The sequence below is a fragment of the Clostridium sp. AF29-8BH genome, from assembly GCF_003478145.1.
GTDB lineage: Bacteria > Bacillota > Clostridia > Lachnospirales > Lachnospiraceae > Otoolea > Otoolea fessa.
The window spans coordinates 111,414-128,016 of sequence record NZ_QUEL01000006.1 but is presented as its reverse complement, the minus strand read 5'-3'; the positions used below and the strand labels follow the sequence as shown (position 1 = coordinate 128,016).

Sequence of the window (16,603 nt, the reverse complement as noted above, 5' to 3'; positions counted from 1 at the left end):
ATAAGAAAAAAGTATAAATAAAAAAGTGCCTTTCTTCTCAAAGAAAATTTTTTGAGAGGAAAAGCACTTTTTTTAGAAAATAAACGTATCTGGTGTATCGGAGAACCGGGAGTCTCAGATACCATAGATGGTTTGCTGGATTTTGTCTCCGAATCCTGCCGATTTTATCAGATCTTGAGTTCTTATCAGATCTTATTGCTCTGTCTCCAGATATGCATCTTCTCAGCTTCCTTAATCAGCTGATCGCGGAACTGCGGATGTGCAACGGAGATGATAGCCTCGCATTTCTGCCAGGTTGCAAGACCCTTTAAGTTTACTTTACCGTACTCGGTTACCAGGTAGTGCAGGTTTGCACGTGTATCGGTTACGATGGAACCCTGATTTAAGGTCGGGAGAATACGGGACTGCAGCTCGCCAGCCTTGTTCTTGAAGGTGGAGGAGCAGCAGATGAAGCTCTTTCCGCCCTTGGACAGGTAAGCGCCCAGAACGAAGTCAAGCTGTCCGCCTGCACCGCTGATGTGCTTGATTCCTGCGGACTCTGCATTTACCTGACCGAAGAGGTCGAGGTCAACCGCGTTGTTGATGGACATGAAGTTGTCCAGGGCTGCGATGGTGCGGACGTCGTTGGTGTAATCAACCGGAGCACTCATGCAGGCCGGGTTGTTGTTTAAGTAGTCATACAGTTTCTTGGTACCAGCGCCGAATGCGTATACCTGACGGCCTTTGTCCAGTGCTTTGTGAGCGCCTGTGATCTTGCCGGCTGCGGCAATATCAACGAATGCGTCAACGTACATCTCGGTGTGAACACCCAGATCCTTTAAGTCAGATTTCGCAATCAGGGAACCAACTGCGTTCGGCATACCGCCGATACCTAACTGTAAGCAGGCACCATCCGGGATCTCGTCTACGATCAGTTTTGCAACTGCTTCATCGACATCAGTCGCTGCTGCGCCGCCTCCCATCTCTGCGATGGTCGGGTTGCTGCCCTCTACGATCATGTCTACGTTGGAGATATGAACGCCGTTCTCAAATCCGCCGAGGCAGACTGGCATATTTTCATTGACCTCTACGATGACAACCTTGGAAGTCTCGCAGCAGGCTGCCATATGGGAAGCATTTGGTCCGAAGTTGAAATAACCGTGCTCGTCCATCGGAGCAACCTGGAATACAGCTACATCCGGTTTGGTTGCGGACTCACGATAGTATCTCGGAAGCTCGGAATAACGGATCGGAGCATAGAAGCTGAATCCCTGTGCGATTGCCTTTCTCTCGATACCGCTCATGTGCCAGGAGTTCCAGGTCATATGAGCTGCCGGGTTTTCGATCTTGAAGATCTCCGGTACCCACATCAGGATACCGCCGCGGAAGTTTACATTCTCCAGTTCCGGAAGACGTTTTGCGATAGCAGCATCGACTGCTACCGGAGTGCCGGTGGTCCAGCCATAGTCAACCCAGTCGCCAGATTTAACGACGGAAGCAGCTTTTTCAGCGGAAACCAGCTTTTCTGCATACAGTTTCTTGTAATCCATACTTATTCACCTTGTCCTTTTTAATAATATGAAGAAGTCCGTACAAATGCGTGATTCGGACATCCCCCGTTGTTTATCAGTGTATCATCTCCACTATCCCTTGTCAACGAAAGAGGCGGAGGACAAAATAGGGGAAAATGACGACATATTCATATTTATGAATTACAGATATAAGTGTATGTAAATAGAAAAGAAATGACTTTGTCTATTAATTCACAAACAAAATACCATGTTGGTTATAATGCCAGAGAAGACCACTTTTATTGAGAAAACGGAAGAAAAAAATTGTGCATTCCGCCTAAAGGCGATCAAAACGATGTAGAAATAAGTGGATTGTACGCGGAAAAATGAGAATCTTAAATCTTTATAAATCCATTGATAATTATTTGACAGGAGCCGCGTGGGGTGTTAAGATACAAATACACTATCATATTTATCACTATTTTACTATTTACTGCAGTTGTGTTATTTACGTGGTGGATCATTTTCAAGGAGGATTTTTTCAATGTCTAAGAAAGTCGTAATTGCAAGTGCATGCCGTACCGCAGTAGGTTCTATGGGTGGCCAGCTCAGTACTGTTCCAGCAGCTGAGATGGGTGCCGTAGTTATCAAGGAGGCTCTGAAGAGAGCAGGCGTTGCTCCGGAGCAGGTTGATCACGTATACATGGGATGTGTTATCCAGGCTGGCCTTGGTCAGAACGTAGCACGTCAGATGTCTCTGAAAGCTGGTCTTCCGGTAGAAGTTCCGGCAGTTACCCTGAACGTGGTTTGCGGTTCTGGTCTGAATGCTGTAAACGCAGCAGCAGATATGATCCTTGCAGGCGATGCTGACATCGTAGTAGCTGGTGGTGCAGAGAACATGTCCGCAGCTCCGTATGCTCTGATGAAGGCTCGTTACGGATACCGTATGAACAATGCGACCATGATCGACACCATGGTAAATGACGCTCTGTGGGATGCATTCAACGATTACCACATGGGTATCACCGCTGAGAATATCTGCGATCAGTGGGGTATCACAAGAGAAGAACTCGATGAGTTTGCAGCAGCTAGCCAGCAGAAGGCTTGCGCAGCTATCGAGGCTGGACGTTTCAAAGACGAGATCGTTCCGATCGAAGTTAAGAAGAAAAAAGAGACTGTTATCGTAGATACCGATGAGGGTCCGCGTCCGGGTTCCACTGTAGAGGTTCTTGGCAAGCTTCGTCCGGCATTCAAGAAAGACGGACGTGTAACAGCTGGTAACGCTTCCTCCATCAACGATGGTGCAGCAGCTGTAGTTGTTATGAGCGAAGAGAAAGCAAAAGAACTGGGTATCAAACCGATGGCTACATGGGTAGCAGGCGCTCTGGGCGGTGTAGATCCGAGCATCATGGGTATTGGACCGGTTGCAGCTACCAAGAAAGTTCTGAAGAAGACAGGCTGGAAGGTAGAAGACTTCGACCTGATCGAGGCAAACGAGGCATTCGCAGCTCAGTCTATCGCTGTAGCTCGTGACCTTGGCTTCAACAAAGACATCCTGAACGTAAACGGCGGTGCAATCGCTATCGGACATCCGGTAGGAGCATCTGGCTGCCGTATCCTGACAACTCTGTTATACGAGATGCAGAAACGTGACGCTAAGAAGGGTCTGGCTACTCTGTGTATCGGTGGCGGCATGGGCTGCGCAACGATCGTTGAGAGAGACTAATTTCTGACGCAGAACCGGAGTCGTCGGGGCTTATCCCCGGCGCTCCGGCTGTTTCTGGTTTTACGTATTTCAATTCAAGAGCTTTTTAGGAGGAACTGGAAGTGGGATTTGTAGACTATGAGGTAGACGGACACGTCGCAGTCATAACTATTAATCGTCCGAAGGCACTGAACGCGTTAAACGAGGATGTGCTGAAGGATATTGAAGCTGCATTTGATGCAGTAGACCTTTCCGAAATTCGTGCAATTATCCTGACCGGCGCAGGAGAGAAATCTTTCGTAGCCGGTGCTGACATCGCTGCTATGAGCGTGATGACCAAGGAGCAGGGCGAGCACTTCGGTAAATTCGGCAACGATATTTTCCGCAAGATCGAACCTTCCCGGTTCCGGTTATCGCGGCAGTAAACGGTTTCGCACTCGGCGGCGGCAACGAGCTTGCCATGAGCTGTGATATCCGTATCTGCTCGGACAATGCATTATTCGGACAGCCTGAAGTAGGTCTTGGTATCACACCAGGCTTCGGCGGTACACAGAGACTCGCACGTCTCATCGGACCGGGCAAGGCAAAAGAGATGGTATTTGCGTCCCGCAACATCAAAGCGGACGAGGCATACCGTGTCGGACTTGTAAATGCTGTTTATACACAGGAAGAGCTGATGCCGGCTGCGAAGAAGCTGGCAGGCGCTATCGCAAAGATGGCTCCGATCGCTGTCAGAAACAGCAAGAAGGCGATGAACGACGGACTTCAGACTGATATGGATCAGGCTATCGTGATCGAGGAAAAACTGTTTGGCGGATGCTTCGAGACAGAAGATCAGAAGAACGGTATGCAGGCATTCCTTGAGAAACGGAAAGTGGAGCAGTTTAACAATAGATAGTTAGTTAAATTATAGTTGTATAATTTCAGGAGGATTTGTCATGAAAGTTGGTATTATTGGTGCAGGAACCATGGGTTCCGGAATCGCTCAGGCATTTGCTCAGGTAGATGGATATGAAGTATGCCTGTGTGATATTAACGAAGAGTTTGCTTCCAACGGCAAACTGAAAATTTCAAAGAACTTTGAGAAGAGAGTAGCAAAAGGAAAGATGGCAAAAGAGGATGCAGACAAGATCCTTGCCAGAATCCATACCGGCGTTAAGACTATCTGCAGCGACTGCGATCTCGTAGTTGAGGCAGCAATCGAGAACATGGAGATCAAAAAACAGACCTTCAAAGAGCTGGGCGCTATCTGCAAGGCAGACTGCGTATTCGCTACCAACACCTCTTCTCTGTCCATTACTGAGATCGGTGCAGGTCTTGACCGCCCGGTTATCGGTATGCACTTCTTCAACCCGGCTCCGGTTATGAAGCTGGTTGAGGTTATCGCAGGCTTAAACACTCCGACAGAGATTGTTGACAAAGTTAAGAAGATCTCTGAAGAGATCGGCAAGATCCCGGTACAGGTAGAAGAGGGCGCTGGTTTCGTAGTAAACCGTATCCTCATCCCGATGATCAACGAAGCTATCGGTATCTACGCTGAGGGCGAGGCTTCTGTAGAGGGTATCGATACCGCTATGAAGCTGGGTGCTAACCATCCGATGGGACCGCTTGAACTGGGCGACCTGGTAGGTCTGGACGTTGTTCTGGCTATCATGGAAGTACTTCAGTCTGAGACTGGTGACCCGAAGTACCGTCCGCAGCCGCTTCTTAGAAAGATGGTTCGCGGCGGCAAGCTTGGCCGTAAGTCTGGCGAAGGCTTCTACAAGTACAACTAATATGTACATAAGTCTGGCTTCTTGACCAGATGAAAACATAATAGAGTACCAGATTTTTAAGAACCGCAACGGGGCGGCGCTTAAAGCCGCCTCTTAAGCGTATATAAGAAAATGATGGAGGAATAGACACATGGATTTTACATTAAGTAAAGAGCATGAAATGGCGAGAAAGTTATTCCATGACTTCGCCGAGAACGAAGTAAAACCTTTGGCACAGGAAGTTGACGAGACAGAGCACTTCCCGGAGGAAACCGTTAAAAAGATGCAGAAGCTTGGCTTCATGGGCATCCCGGTTCCGAAGGAGTATGGCGGACAGGGCTGTGATCCGTTAACATACGCTATGTGCGTTGAGGAGCTTTCCAAAGTTTGTGGTACTACCGGCGTTATCGTATCTGCACACACATCTCTGTGCTGCGATCCGATCCAGACTTTCGGTACTGAAGAGCAGAAACAGAAATACCTGGTTCCGCTTGCTAAGGGCGAGAAGCTTGGTGCTTTCGGTCTTACTGAGCCGGGTGCTGGTACAGATGCTCAGGGTCAGCAGACCAAGGCTGTATTAGACGGCGACGAGTGGGTATTAAACGGCTCCAAAGTTTTCATTACCAATGGTAAAGAGGCTGACATTTACGTTATCATCGCTGTAACAGGCGTTGTTGAAGTAAAGGGCAGAAAGAAAAAAGAGATCTCTGCATTTATCGTAGAGAAAGGAACTCCGGGCTTCACCTTCGGTACCAAAGAGAAGAAGATGGGTATCCGTGGATCTGCTACATACGAGCTGATCTTCACAGATTGTCGTATCCCGAAAGAGAACCTGCTTGGCCAGAAGGGCAAAGGTTTCCACATCGCTATGCATACCCTGGATGGCGGACGTATCGGTATCGCTTCCCAGGCACTTGGTCTTGCAGAGGGCGCTCTTGAGAGAACTGTTGATTATGTAAAAGAGAGAAAACAGTTTGGTCGTGCTATCGGTCAGTTCCAGAACACTCAGTTCCAGCTGGCAGATATGGCTACCAAAGTTAAAGCAGCTCAGCTCCTTGTTTACAGAGCAGCCGTTGCTAAGAAGACACAGAAAACCTATTCTGTAGAAGCAGCTATGGCTAAACTGTATGCAGCAGAGGTTGCTATGGAAGTTACAACCAAGGCTGTACAGCTTCACGGTGGTTACGGTTACACGAGAGAGTACGACGTAGAGCGTATGATGCGTGATGCTAAGATCACTGAGATCTACGAGGGTACATCTGAGGTTCAGAGAATGGTTATCTCCGCTGATCTGTTAAAATAATTCAGTCTGCAGAGAAATCAGAACAATCTCAGTCCTATAGAGAAAAAAGAAAAAAATAAGGAGTGAAAATACCGTGAAAATTGTAGTTTGTGTAAAACAGGTTCCGGATACCAAAGGCGGAGTTAAATTTAACCCGGATGGTACTCTTGACAGAAGCGCAATGCTGGCAATCATGAACCCAGATGATAAAGCAGGTCTGGAGGCAGCGCTTCGCTTAAAAGATCAGTATGGTGCAGAGGTTACCGTAGTTACTATGGGTCTTCCGAAGGCAGAAGAGGTTCTTCGTGAGGCTATGGCTATGGGCGCAGACAATGGTGTTCTTGTAACTGACCGTGTACTCGGTGGTGCAGATACCTGGGCTACTTCCCAGACTATCGCAGGCGCACTTCGCAACCTGGATTATGACTTAATCATTACTGGTCGTCAGGCTATCGATGGCGATACCGCTCAGGTAGGTCCGCAGATCTCCGAGCACCTTGGCCTTCCGGTAATCAGCTACGCTCAGAAGATTCGTGAAGTAAACGAAGCTGAGAAATATATCGTAGTTGAGCGTCAGTATGATGATAGATATCATGTAGTAAAAGCACAGCTTCCGTGTCTTTTAACCGCTCTTGCAGAGTTAAACGAGCCGCGTTATATGACTCCGGGCGGAATCTTTGATGCATATGCAAAAGAGATCACCGTTTGGGGCAGAAAAGATCTGAAAGATGTTGAGGATTCCAACCTTGGTCTGAAGGGATCACCGACACAGATCGCAAAAGCTTCCGATAAGGTAAGAAAGGGTGCTGGCGAGAAAGTAGAACTTGATCCGGCAGCTTCCGCAGATTATATCGTTGGCAAACTGGCAGAGAAACACATTATCTAATTATTTTATAGAAAAGAGTGGTGAATAAGATGAACAACTTAGAAGCATATAAGGGCGTATTTGTCTTTGCACAGCAGGTGGATAATGTTATCAGCAATATCGCTTATGAGCTGATTGGCAAAGGTAAAGAATTAGCAAAAGATTTAGGAGTAGAAGTAACCGCTGTTTTAGTTGGTTCTGACGTTAAGGGTCTTGCAGATCAGTTAGCAGAGTACGGCGCAGATAAGGTTATCGTTGTAGACGATCCGGAATTAAAAGAGTACCGTACAGAGCCGTACACACATGCAATCGCATCTGTTATCAAAGAGTTCAAACCGGAAATCTTCCTGATCGGTGCAACTGCAATCGGTCGTGACCTTGGTCCGCGTGTTTGCGCTAGAATCCATACAGGTCTGACTGCAGACTGTACAAAACTTGATATCGGCGATTTCCCGATGAATCCGGTTCCGGGTAGAGAGACAAAGCACAATCAGCTGCTTATGACTCGTCCGGCATTCGGCGGCAACACCATCGCTACCATCGCTTGCCCGGATTTCCGTCCGCAGATGGCAACCGTTCGTCCGGGTGTTATGCAGAAGGCTCCGAAGGAGCTGGCAAAAAAGCTGTTGTTACTGAGTTCAATCCGGGATTCACAAAGAACAACAAATATGTTGATATCCTGGAAGTTGTTAAGGCTGTATCCAACACCGTTGATATCATGGATGCTAAGATCCTTGTATCCGGCGGTCGTGGCGTAGGAAGCCCGGAGAACTTCAAGATTCTGGATGATCTGGCAGAGGCTATCGGCGGTACCGTAAGCTGCTCTCGTGCAGTTGTAGATGCTGGCTGGAAACCGAAGGATCTTCAGGTAGGTCAGACAGGTAAGACTGTTCGTCCGAACGTATACTTTGCAATCGGTATCTCCGGTGCTATCCAGCATCTGGCAGGTATGGAAGAGTCTGACATCATCGTTGCTATCAACAAAGATGAGTCTGCTCCGATCTTCGATGTTGCTGACTACGGCGTAGTAGGTGACTTAAACAAGATCGTTCCGATGCTGACTGAGAAGATCAAAGAAGCAAAAGCAGCAGCTAAGAACAACTAATTAAAATAGGAAGAAAAATCTTCTTAGCATATAGCAGTAGAGTTTTGTATGTTTTTCTCTGATAAATATATGAGACAGCGCCGGCTGGACGGATTTATTCCGCCCAGTACTCCGCAGTCCCGTGCCAGCGAGTAAAGAGAACCCTGTTTCCGAGGTGATGAACCTGGGAGGCAGGGTTTTTTTGTTTCATAGGAAATTGCGTCCTATGAAACAAAAAACGCTCCGCGAGGATGCGCACTCGCGCGAAGCAGAAATATGTCGCAAGCGACCGCGCTCGGCGCGAGAATGTGCCAAGGCACATTCTTTTTCATGTAATAGAAAATTCCTTGGAATTCCTTATTACACAAAAGGCACATTCTTTATTCTGGTCAAAAACACTTGACAGATTAAGGGGGATTACCCGTATAATAGAGTGTCTGGAATATAGATATGATTTATCTGCTATATAAGAAAATACAGGTTACTGTTCACGGGTAGGCACTTTTGGAATCGAAAGTGCCGTAAGAAAACGTGGTGGCGGCAGGAATTTGCCGTATTTAAATGCGAAGCCACGGCAAATTCCGTTACTGGGCACGTATGCGCGAACAGTAACAAATACAGGATGGTATGATTTATGTTATTTAGTTCCCTTGTGTTCCTATGGTATTTTTTGCCAGCGGTATTTTTGCTTTATTTTATAACGAAAAATCTGCATATCCGCAATGGCGTCCTTCTGGCTGCCAGCCTCTTTTTTTATGCGTGGGGCGAGCCGAAGTATGTGATTCTGATGCTTGTTTCGATCGGGCTGAATTATTTCTTTGGATTGTGGATTGGGAGGATGCAGAGTAAACACAGAATGCGCCTTGCTGTTACAACCTGCGTGTTTTTAAACCTCCTTCTTCTGGGCTATTTCAAATATTTTAACTTCGCAGTCGAGATTGCAAATTCTCTGTTAAACCGCTTTGCGGGCGGCGCACATACACTTTCTTTCCGCGAGATTGCTCTTCCGGTCGGAATATCCTTCTACACGTTTCAGGCGCTTTCCTACGTGGTGGATGTGTACCGGGGGACGATTCAGGCGCAGAAAAATATCTTTCATCTGGCGCTCTATATTTCCTTCTTTCCGCAGCTCATCGCGGGACCGATCGTCAAGTATCACGATGTCTGCGAACAGATTGAGAACCGGCAGTGTACGGCGGAGGGGATGGCGTATGGAATCAAGCGCTTTTCCTACGGACTGGCGAAAAAAATGTTGTTTGCTAATACTTTTGCGGCGACGGTGGACTGGATGATGGAGAAACCGCTGGCACAGCTGGGAACGGTCAATGCGTGGATGCTGGCGGTTTTGTACACACTTCAGATTTATTTCGATTTTTCGGGATATTCGGATATGGCGATCGGATTGGGAAAAATGTTTGGATTTGATTTTATGGAGAACTTCAATTATCCGTATATCTCTACCTCGATCCGCGAGTTCTGGAGACGCTGGCATATTTCACTCTCGACCTGGTTTAGGGAATATCTTTATATCCCGCTGGGCGGCAACCGGAAAGGGCAGGTGCGGACGTATGTTAATCTGCTGATTGTCTTTTTTGCGACCGGGCTCTGGCATGGCGCTGGGGCAACCTTTATCATCTGGGGATTGTACCATGGGCTGTTTCTGGTGGTGGAACGCATGGGACTTGGGAAGCTATTGGAGAAGAACTGCTTCCGGGGACTGAATCACATCTATACGGCGTTGGTTGTAGTGGTTGGCTGGGTGTTCTTCCGCGCCGATACGCTGGCGGATGCGAAAGTGATCCTGCATCAGATGTTTACCTGGGAGAACGGCATCTATCCGGCGTCGCTGTTCGTGAATCGGAAGGTGATTTTTCTTGCGGTGCTGGGCGTGCTGCTTTCGGGCATCGTGCAGAGTATATGCCCGAAGCTGCGGGAGCATCTGTATGAGAAAGAAGTGACAAAGACAGTGGATATTGTGATTATGGCTGTGCTGCTGTTTTTGTGTACCATGTATCTCGTCAGCAGCACGTATAATCCGTTTATTTACTTCAGGTTTTAGATCCAGCCGCCGTCCAGTTGAATTATCTGTCCCGTTAAATAGGAGTCCTCGCTCCCCAGCTGGTATGCCAGTTTTCCGACTTCCTCGGCACGCCCCATACGTCCTGCTGGAATTTCTTCCAGCAGGGCATTCCGTTCTTCTTCATCGAGGAACTGGTTCATTTCGGTGTCAATAGCACCGCAGGCGATCGCGTTGACCTGGATGCTGCTCGGCGCAAGTTCCTTCGCGAGGGCGCGCGTCATGGCGTTGATGCCGCCTTTGGTGGCAGAATAGGCGACTTCGCAGGAAGCGCCGCAGATGCCCCAGACGGAGGAAATATTGAGAATGCGTCCCGATTTGCGTGACACCATCATCGGAACGGCGAGGCGGCAGCAGTTGAAGACGGAGGTCAGGTTGGTATTGAGAATGTGGTTCCACTCGTCCGGCGTCATATCCTGGAACAGACCGATGTAGGAAATCCCTGCATTGTTGACGAGGACATCCAGGGAACCGAAGCGCTCCCGGATCGCGCCAAACAGGCGGGAACAGCTCTCAAAATCGCCCGCATCGCCCATCCAGGCAAGGCAGGAAACGCCCAGCGCTTCGATTTCGCGCTGGGTCTTTTTTAATTCTTCTTCCCGCCTCAGGCAGGTAATCACGACATCCCAGCCATTCCTGGCGTAGGTTAATGCAATCGCTTTCCCGATTCCGCGGGAAGCGCCGGTTACGAGGATAGTTTTATGATTCATGGCAGTAAACTCCTTATATGCGTATATTTGATTGAATTATAGCATGTATTTAAAATTCATGAAATAGTTTCATTTTTCCGCCTGTCATAAAATCGTAAGAAATTTTCATCCATTTTTTGCTGTTCTGAGTGTTTTACAGCATTGTATGAAAGTGCCAAAATGTGTTATACTAAAACCAAATGGATCTGACACAGCGATAGAGCGGATCAATTACCGAACAGATTCGGAAGAAAGGAACTGTATACCATGTATGATATAATAATCATTGGTTCCGGACCAGCTGGCTTGAGTGCGGCGATTTATGCACAGCGGGCATGTCTGGACACGATTGTGATAGAGAAGAATGGAATCAGCGGCGGACAGGTGCTGAATACCTGGGAGGTGGACAATTATCCGGGATTTCCGGGTGTGACCGGCTTTGAGCTTTCCAGACAGTTCCGGGAGCATGCAAACAAGCTGGGAGCAAGAGTTGTACAGGATGAGGTCGTGCAGGTCGAGCTTTCAGGAAATGTGAAGAAAGTAGTCTGCGAGGAAGAGACGTATGAGGCACGCTGTGTGATTCTGGCATCCGGAGCACATCACAGGACGTTGGAGGTGCCGGGAGAAGAGGAACTTCGCGGGGCAGGCGTTTCATACTGCGCGACCTGCGACGGGGCATTTTTCCGGGGAAGGACGGTTGCCGTTGTGGGCGGCGGCGACGCGGCGCTGGAAGATGCGATTTTTCTTGCACGGATGTGTGAAAAAGTATATATCGTCCACCGCAGAGACAAGCTTCGCGGGGCAAAACGGCTGCAGGAGCGCTTACAGGCGCTTGAAAATATTGAATTTGTCTGGAACAGCGAGACGGTTGCGATTGAAGGGGACGCTCAGGTGGAGGCGTTGCGGCTGAGACAGACCAAAACCGGAGAAGAGAGACGGCTGGACGTGGAGGGTGTCTTTATTGCAGTCGGCATCGCACCGGAGAGTGAGCTGTATGCGGGTCAGTTAGAGCTTGATGAGCAGGGTTACATCCGGGCGGATGAGAGCGGTCAGACGAGCGTTCCGGGCGTATTTGCAGCCGGAGATGTCCGGACCAAGGCGCTGCGCCAGATTTTGACAGCGGCATCGGACGGCGCAAACTGCGTGGCATCTGCAGAGCGATATCTTCAGGCATAACTCATTTTTAACATAGAAGAAAACAGAGTAACTGTTTAGTAGGTCTGCGCATTTACTGCGCTGACCGTACGAAAACATGGGTCAGCAGGCAAAAATCCCATTGCCGTAGGCAATTTTTAATGGATTTTTGCGCGTGACTGTGAAGGTACTGAACAGTTACAGTTTGAGATAAAACGACGGAACAGAATGGACAGAAGAGTAGGAGGTTCTTATGAGAAAAACGCTGAAATTTCTGATAGTATCAGGAGCGTGCCTTGTGATGGCAGGGACGGGACAGATGAGCGCCCAGGCGGCGATGAATCTGGAGACGGATGCCCCGGTCGCTGGCGCGTCAGTGGCGATCAATAATTACTATGCGAGCAGCTTGAACCCGGAAAAAGAGCTGGCGGAGGCATTTGCTTCTAAAGAAGTTCTGGCAGTGGCGGGAGCCGGTCAGACGGGCGTGGCAGGCGGTGCGCAGACAGCCAAACCGGCACAGGTGCCAGCAGAGACGAAAGCCCAGCCAAAGGAGACAACTGGCGAGACTGAGGCGGTTGTCCGCGCGATGTCCAAGTCGATCTACGATAATATCGCGATTTCCCGTGTGACCAATTATGTCAATGTTCGCGCACAGGCGAGCACAGGCAGCGAGGTAGTCGGAAAGATTTACAATAACTGTGCGGCGACAATTCTGGACACGGTGGACGGCGAGGGCGGCAAATGGTACCATATCCAGTCGGGTTCCGTGACCGGTTATATTAAAGCACAGTATTTTGTGACCGGTGAGGAGGCGTCCAAGATTGCCAGGGAAGTCGGCACAACCTACGCGAAGGTTACAAATACCTCTACGCTTCGCCTGAGAGAGACGCCGAGCTTAGAGGGCAAGACGCTGGATCTTCTTTCTGCCGATGCAGAGTATGAGGTGATCGGAGAAGAGGGCGATTTTGCCAAGATTTCCGTCGATAATGATCTGGTCGGATATGTGTATAAAGATTATATTACGACGCAGGTAGACTTTAAGCAGGCAGTTTCCGTAGCTGAGGAACAGCAGCAGAAAGCTGAAGAAGAAAAACTGAAACAGGAAGCGAATGCGGCGATCGAGAACCTGGAACAGGTAAAGAAGAAAGCCGAGGAAGAGTCGAGGGCAGCGGAAACCACGGCAGCTGCGAAGGAAACCACGGCAGCTGCCAAAGAGACGACCAAAGCACCGGAGACTTCCTACAGCGGAACAATAGAGGCGAATCCGAGCGAAAGCAAGGCAGCTGGGACGACAGCGGCAGCCAAGGAGACGACAAAGGCAGCTGAGACGAAAGCGCCGACTACAGCGGCAGCGACGAAAGCGACCACTGCAAGCGGCGTTGGACCGGGCGGCGGACCAGGCACAGGCGGTACGTCCTCTTCTGGAAATGAAGTAACAAATGCTACCCGTTCTGCGGTTGTGGCATATGCAAAGCAGTTCCTTGGAAATCCGTATGTATACGGCGGAACCAGTCTGACAAACGGCGCGGACTGTTCCGGATTTACAATGAGTGTATTTGCACATTTCGGTATTTCAACCGGACGAAGCTCGAGAGATCAGGCGGCAAAGGGCAAGGAGGTTGCGGTCAGCGCAGTACAGCCGGGCGATCTGCTTTTTTATGCGAGCGGCAATTATATCAATCACGTAGCACTTTACATAGGCAATGGACAGGTTATCCACGCAAGTACGGCAAAGAGCGGCATCAAGATTTCGCCGTCCAACTACCGAACACCGTGTAAGGCAGTTTCATTCTTAAATTAGTAAACGCAGATAAAGGAGTATATCGGTTCTTACGGAACGATTTCATATCCGTAGGGCTCGGTGGGAATACCGCAAAATTACGTTGCCAGCGGGGCAGAAGATTTCTGAACGGTGAGACAAGTAATTTTGCGGTATTTTTTCATTTTTATAGGAAAATGTATGCACTCGCGCGAAGCAGAAACATGTCGCAAGCGACCGCGCTCGGCGCGAGAATGTGCCAAGGCACATTCTTTTTATAAAAAAGGAGAAAAATCATGGCAGAATTAAGAGAACTTTCCGTAAACCAGTTTGTAGAAGAAACTGCTTCGAAGGCGTCTGTACCGGGCGGCGGAAGCGTGTCGGCGATGGTGGGGGCGCTGGGCGCGGCATTGATGGAAATGGTGGCAAATCTGACGATCGGAAAGGAAACATATGCCGGGGTGCAGGAGGAAATGCAGGCGCTGGCAGCTGAGGGCGCTGCGCTGCATGAGGAGTTGCTGGCGGGGATCAAAAAGGACAGCGAATCGTTCAATGGATATATGAGAGCGCTGAAGCTTCCGAAGGAGACGGAGGAGGAGAAAAAAATCCGCACTGCCGCCCTGCAGCAGGGGTTAAAAGAGGCGACCGAAGCGCCGCTTGCGATTGCGGAGTCAGCGGCAAAGATTTTTCCGATGGCGGAAGCGGTCGTAAAGAGGGGCAATAAAGGTGCCGTTTCCGACGGTCTGATTGCGGCGATGTTAGCCCGGACAGCGGTTGTGGGTGCCCTCTTTAATGTGAAGATCAATCTGGCATCGATCAAGGACGAAAGTTATGTATCAGAACTTGGGAAAAAAGTAGAAAAACTGGAATCGGATGCAATTTTTTGTGAAAAATCAATTTTGTGTCTTTCCAAATTGTCAGACACAGTATATAATAGATAACATTCACAGTCTTTCCGGGAAATTCACAGGGGGGATCTTCTTTACAGAAGATAAAGCAGATAACATTCACTGTGTGAAAACTTCCGGAACAGGCAAAACCGCAAAAACAGGGAGGTACAGGAGTAATGATGACAGATATTGAGATTGCACAGGCAGCGAATCCACTGAAAATCGGTGAGATTGCACAGGCAGCAGGCGTAGACGAGAAGTATCTGGAGCAGTATGGAAATTATAAGGCAAAGGTAGACTACAGTCTTCTGAAGGAGACCGAGGGCAAGGATGGAAAACTGATTCTGGTGACCGCGATCAACCCGACTCCAGCCGGAGAAGGAAAGACCACGACCACGGTCGGTCTGGCAGACGGATTGAAACGTCTTGGCAAAAAGGTAACCGTAGCGCTTCGTGAGCCGTCGTTGGGACCGGTCTTTGGTGTCAAAGGTGGTGCAGCTGGCGGCGGATATGCACAGGTCATTCCAATGGAGGATATCAACCTCCATTTTACCGGTGATTTCCACGCGATCGGCGCAGCAAACAACCTGCTGGCAGCGATGCTGGACAATCATATCTATCAGGGCAATGCACTCCGCATCGATCCGAAGCGCATTACCTGGAAGCGTGTTGTCGATATGAATGACCGTCAGCTCCGCAACATCGTAGATGGTCTGGGACGCCGCGTGGATGGCGTGACCCGTGAGGACGGATATGACATCACGGTTGCCAGCGAGATCATGGCAGTTTTGTGCCTGGCACGCAACATTACGGATCTGAAAGAACGCCTTTCCAAGATTATCGTAGGTTATACCTATGACGAGGAACCGGTCACTGCCGGTGATCTGAAAGCAGCGGGCGCGATGACGGCTCTTTTAAAGGATGCCCTGAAACCAAACCTGGTACAGACCTTAGAGCATACACCGGCATTTATCCACGGCGGTCCGTTCGCGAACATCGCGCATGGATGTAACTCCGTCATTGCGACAAAGATGGCATTAAAGCTGGGTGATTACACGATCACAGAGGCTGGCTTCGGCGCTGACCTGGGTGCGGAGAAATTCCTGGATATCAAGTGCCGGATGGCAGAGCTGAAACCGTCGGCGGTCGTTGTAGTAGCGACGGTACGTGCCTTGAAGCATCACGGCGGCGTGGCGAAGGCTGACTTAAACGCAGAGAATCTGGAAGCACTGGAGAAGGGACTTCCGAACCTGATGCAGCATGTAGAAAATATTACCAAGGTATATGGACTTCCGTGTGTCGTAGCGATCAACCGCTTCCCAATGGATACCGAGGCAGAATTAAAGCTGATCGAGGATAAGTGCCATGAGGTCGGTGTCAATGTAGCTCTGTCCGAGGTATGGGCGAAAGGCGGAGAAGGCGGCGAGGAGCTGGCAAAAGAAGTCATCCGCCTGTGCGAGACTGAGAGCGAGTTCCACTACTGCTACGAGACCGATACAACGATCGAGGAGAAACTGGATGCGATCGTGAAGAAGATCTACCACGGCGACGGCGTTGTACTCACGGATGCAGCAAAGAAGCAGGCAAAACGCCTGACTGAGCTTGGATTTGGTAACTATCCGATCTGTATGGCGAAGACGCAGTACAGCTTTTCGGACAATGCGAAGCTGCTCGGCGCACCGAAGAACTTTACAGTAACTGTCCGCAACCTGAAAGTATCCGCGGGCGCAGGCTTCATCGTAGCGCTGACCGGCGACATCATGACGATGCCAGGACTTCCGAAGGTGCCGGCGGCAGAGAAGATCGATGTCGATGAGAATGGACGGATCACGGGTCTGTTCTAAGAAAAGAAATAGGATATGAATGGAACTTAA

Annotated in this window: 11 protein-coding genes and 2 pseudogenes; 11 read left to right on the top strand and 2 right to left on the bottom strand. The window is 49.3% G+C overall.

Annotated features, from left to right (window positions below; all coding sequences use genetic code 11):
• Positions 1 to 185 precede the first annotated feature (185 nt).
• Positions 186 to 1,529 carry a butyryl-CoA:acetate CoA-transferase gene (locus DWZ16_RS06170; RefSeq protein ID WP_118472575.1) on the bottom strand — a complete coding sequence of 448 codons (1,344 nt, stop codon included), beginning with the start codon at positions 1,527 to 1,529 and terminating at the stop codon, positions 186 to 188.
• 505 nt (positions 1,530 to 2,034) lie between these two features.
• Between DWZ16_RS06170 and DWZ16_RS06165 the strand changes: the two genes are divergently transcribed.
• The 7 genes and pseudogenes from DWZ16_RS06165 (at position 2,035) to DWZ16_RS06135 (ending at position 10,239) form a co-directional block, all read left to right on the top strand.
• Positions 2,035 to 3,216, top strand: a complete 1,182-nt coding sequence (locus DWZ16_RS06165) for an acetyl-CoA C-acetyltransferase (RefSeq protein ID WP_107001360.1) — start codon at positions 2,035 to 2,037, stop codon at positions 3,214 to 3,216.
• 101 nt (positions 3,217 to 3,317) lie between these two features.
• Positions 3,318 to 4,093: pseudogene (locus tag DWZ16_RS06160) on the top strand (enoyl-CoA hydratase-related protein).
• A 40-nt stretch (positions 4,094 to 4,133) separates the two neighbouring features.
• The gene (locus tag DWZ16_RS06155) at positions 4,134 to 4,970 is read left to right on the top strand and encodes a 3-hydroxyacyl-CoA dehydrogenase family protein (RefSeq protein ID WP_118522460.1); all 837 of its coding nucleotides are present in this window, start codon (positions 4,134 to 4,136) and stop codon (positions 4,968 to 4,970) included.
• A gap of 130 nt (positions 4,971 to 5,100) precedes the next feature.
• Positions 5,101 to 6,252 (top strand): acyl-CoA dehydrogenase, encoded by a 1,152-nt coding sequence (locus DWZ16_RS06150; protein WP_107001362.1) that lies wholly within the window; start codon positions 5,101 to 5,103, stop codon positions 6,250 to 6,252.
• Between the two features lie 73 nt (positions 6,253 to 6,325).
• Positions 6,326 to 7,117 carry an electron transfer flavoprotein subunit beta/FixA family protein gene (locus tag DWZ16_RS06145; protein WP_022360638.1) on the top strand — a complete coding sequence of 264 codons (792 nt, stop codon included), beginning with the start codon at positions 6,326 to 6,328 and terminating at the stop codon, positions 7,115 to 7,117.
• Positions 7,118 to 7,146: 29 nt separating this feature from the next.
• Positions 7,147 to 8,201 (top strand): annotated as a pseudogene (locus tag DWZ16_RS06140) (electron transfer flavoprotein subunit alpha/FixB family protein).
• A 664-nt stretch (positions 8,202 to 8,865) separates the two neighbouring features.
• Positions 8,866 to 10,239 (top strand): MBOAT family protein, encoded by a 1,374-nt coding sequence (locus tag DWZ16_RS06135; protein ID WP_368044236.1) that lies wholly within the window; start codon positions 8,866 to 8,868, stop codon positions 10,237 to 10,239.
• Here DWZ16_RS06135 and DWZ16_RS06130 read toward each other — a convergent pair.
• The gene (locus DWZ16_RS06130) at positions 10,236 to 10,967 is read right to left on the bottom strand and encodes an elongation factor P 5-aminopentanone reductase (RefSeq protein ID WP_118522458.1); all 732 of its coding nucleotides are present in this window, start codon (positions 10,965 to 10,967) and stop codon (positions 10,236 to 10,238) included. The genes DWZ16_RS06135 and DWZ16_RS06130 overlap by 4 nt on opposite strands.
• Positions 10,968 to 11,204: 237 nt before the next feature.
• On the opposite strand from DWZ16_RS06130, the gene trxB reads away from it, so the two are divergent.
• The 4 genes from trxB to DWZ16_RS06110 all read left to right on the top strand — a co-directional run bounded on the left by trxB (position 11,205) and on the right by DWZ16_RS06110 (position 16,573).
• Positions 11,205 to 12,122: a thioredoxin-disulfide reductase gene (gene trxB / locus DWZ16_RS06125; protein ID WP_118492437.1), complete on the top strand. Its 918-nt coding sequence runs from the start codon at positions 11,205 to 11,207 to the stop codon at positions 12,120 to 12,122.
• Positions 12,123 to 12,333: 211 nt separating this feature from the next.
• Positions 12,334 to 13,881 (top strand): SH3 domain-containing C40 family peptidase, encoded by a 1,548-nt coding sequence (locus DWZ16_RS06120; protein WP_118492435.1) that lies wholly within the window; start codon positions 12,334 to 12,336, stop codon positions 13,879 to 13,881.
• A 254-nt stretch (positions 13,882 to 14,135) separates the two neighbouring features.
• Positions 14,136 to 14,780 (top strand): cyclodeaminase/cyclohydrolase family protein, encoded by a 645-nt coding sequence (locus tag DWZ16_RS06115; protein WP_118492433.1) that lies wholly within the window; start codon positions 14,136 to 14,138, stop codon positions 14,778 to 14,780.
• 125 nt (positions 14,781 to 14,905) lie between these two features.
• The gene (locus DWZ16_RS06110) at positions 14,906 to 16,573 is read left to right on the top strand and encodes a formate--tetrahydrofolate ligase (protein ID WP_107001369.1); all 1,668 of its coding nucleotides are present in this window, start codon (positions 14,906 to 14,908) and stop codon (positions 16,571 to 16,573) included.
• The last annotated feature ends 30 nt before the right edge of the window (positions 16,574 to 16,603 follow it).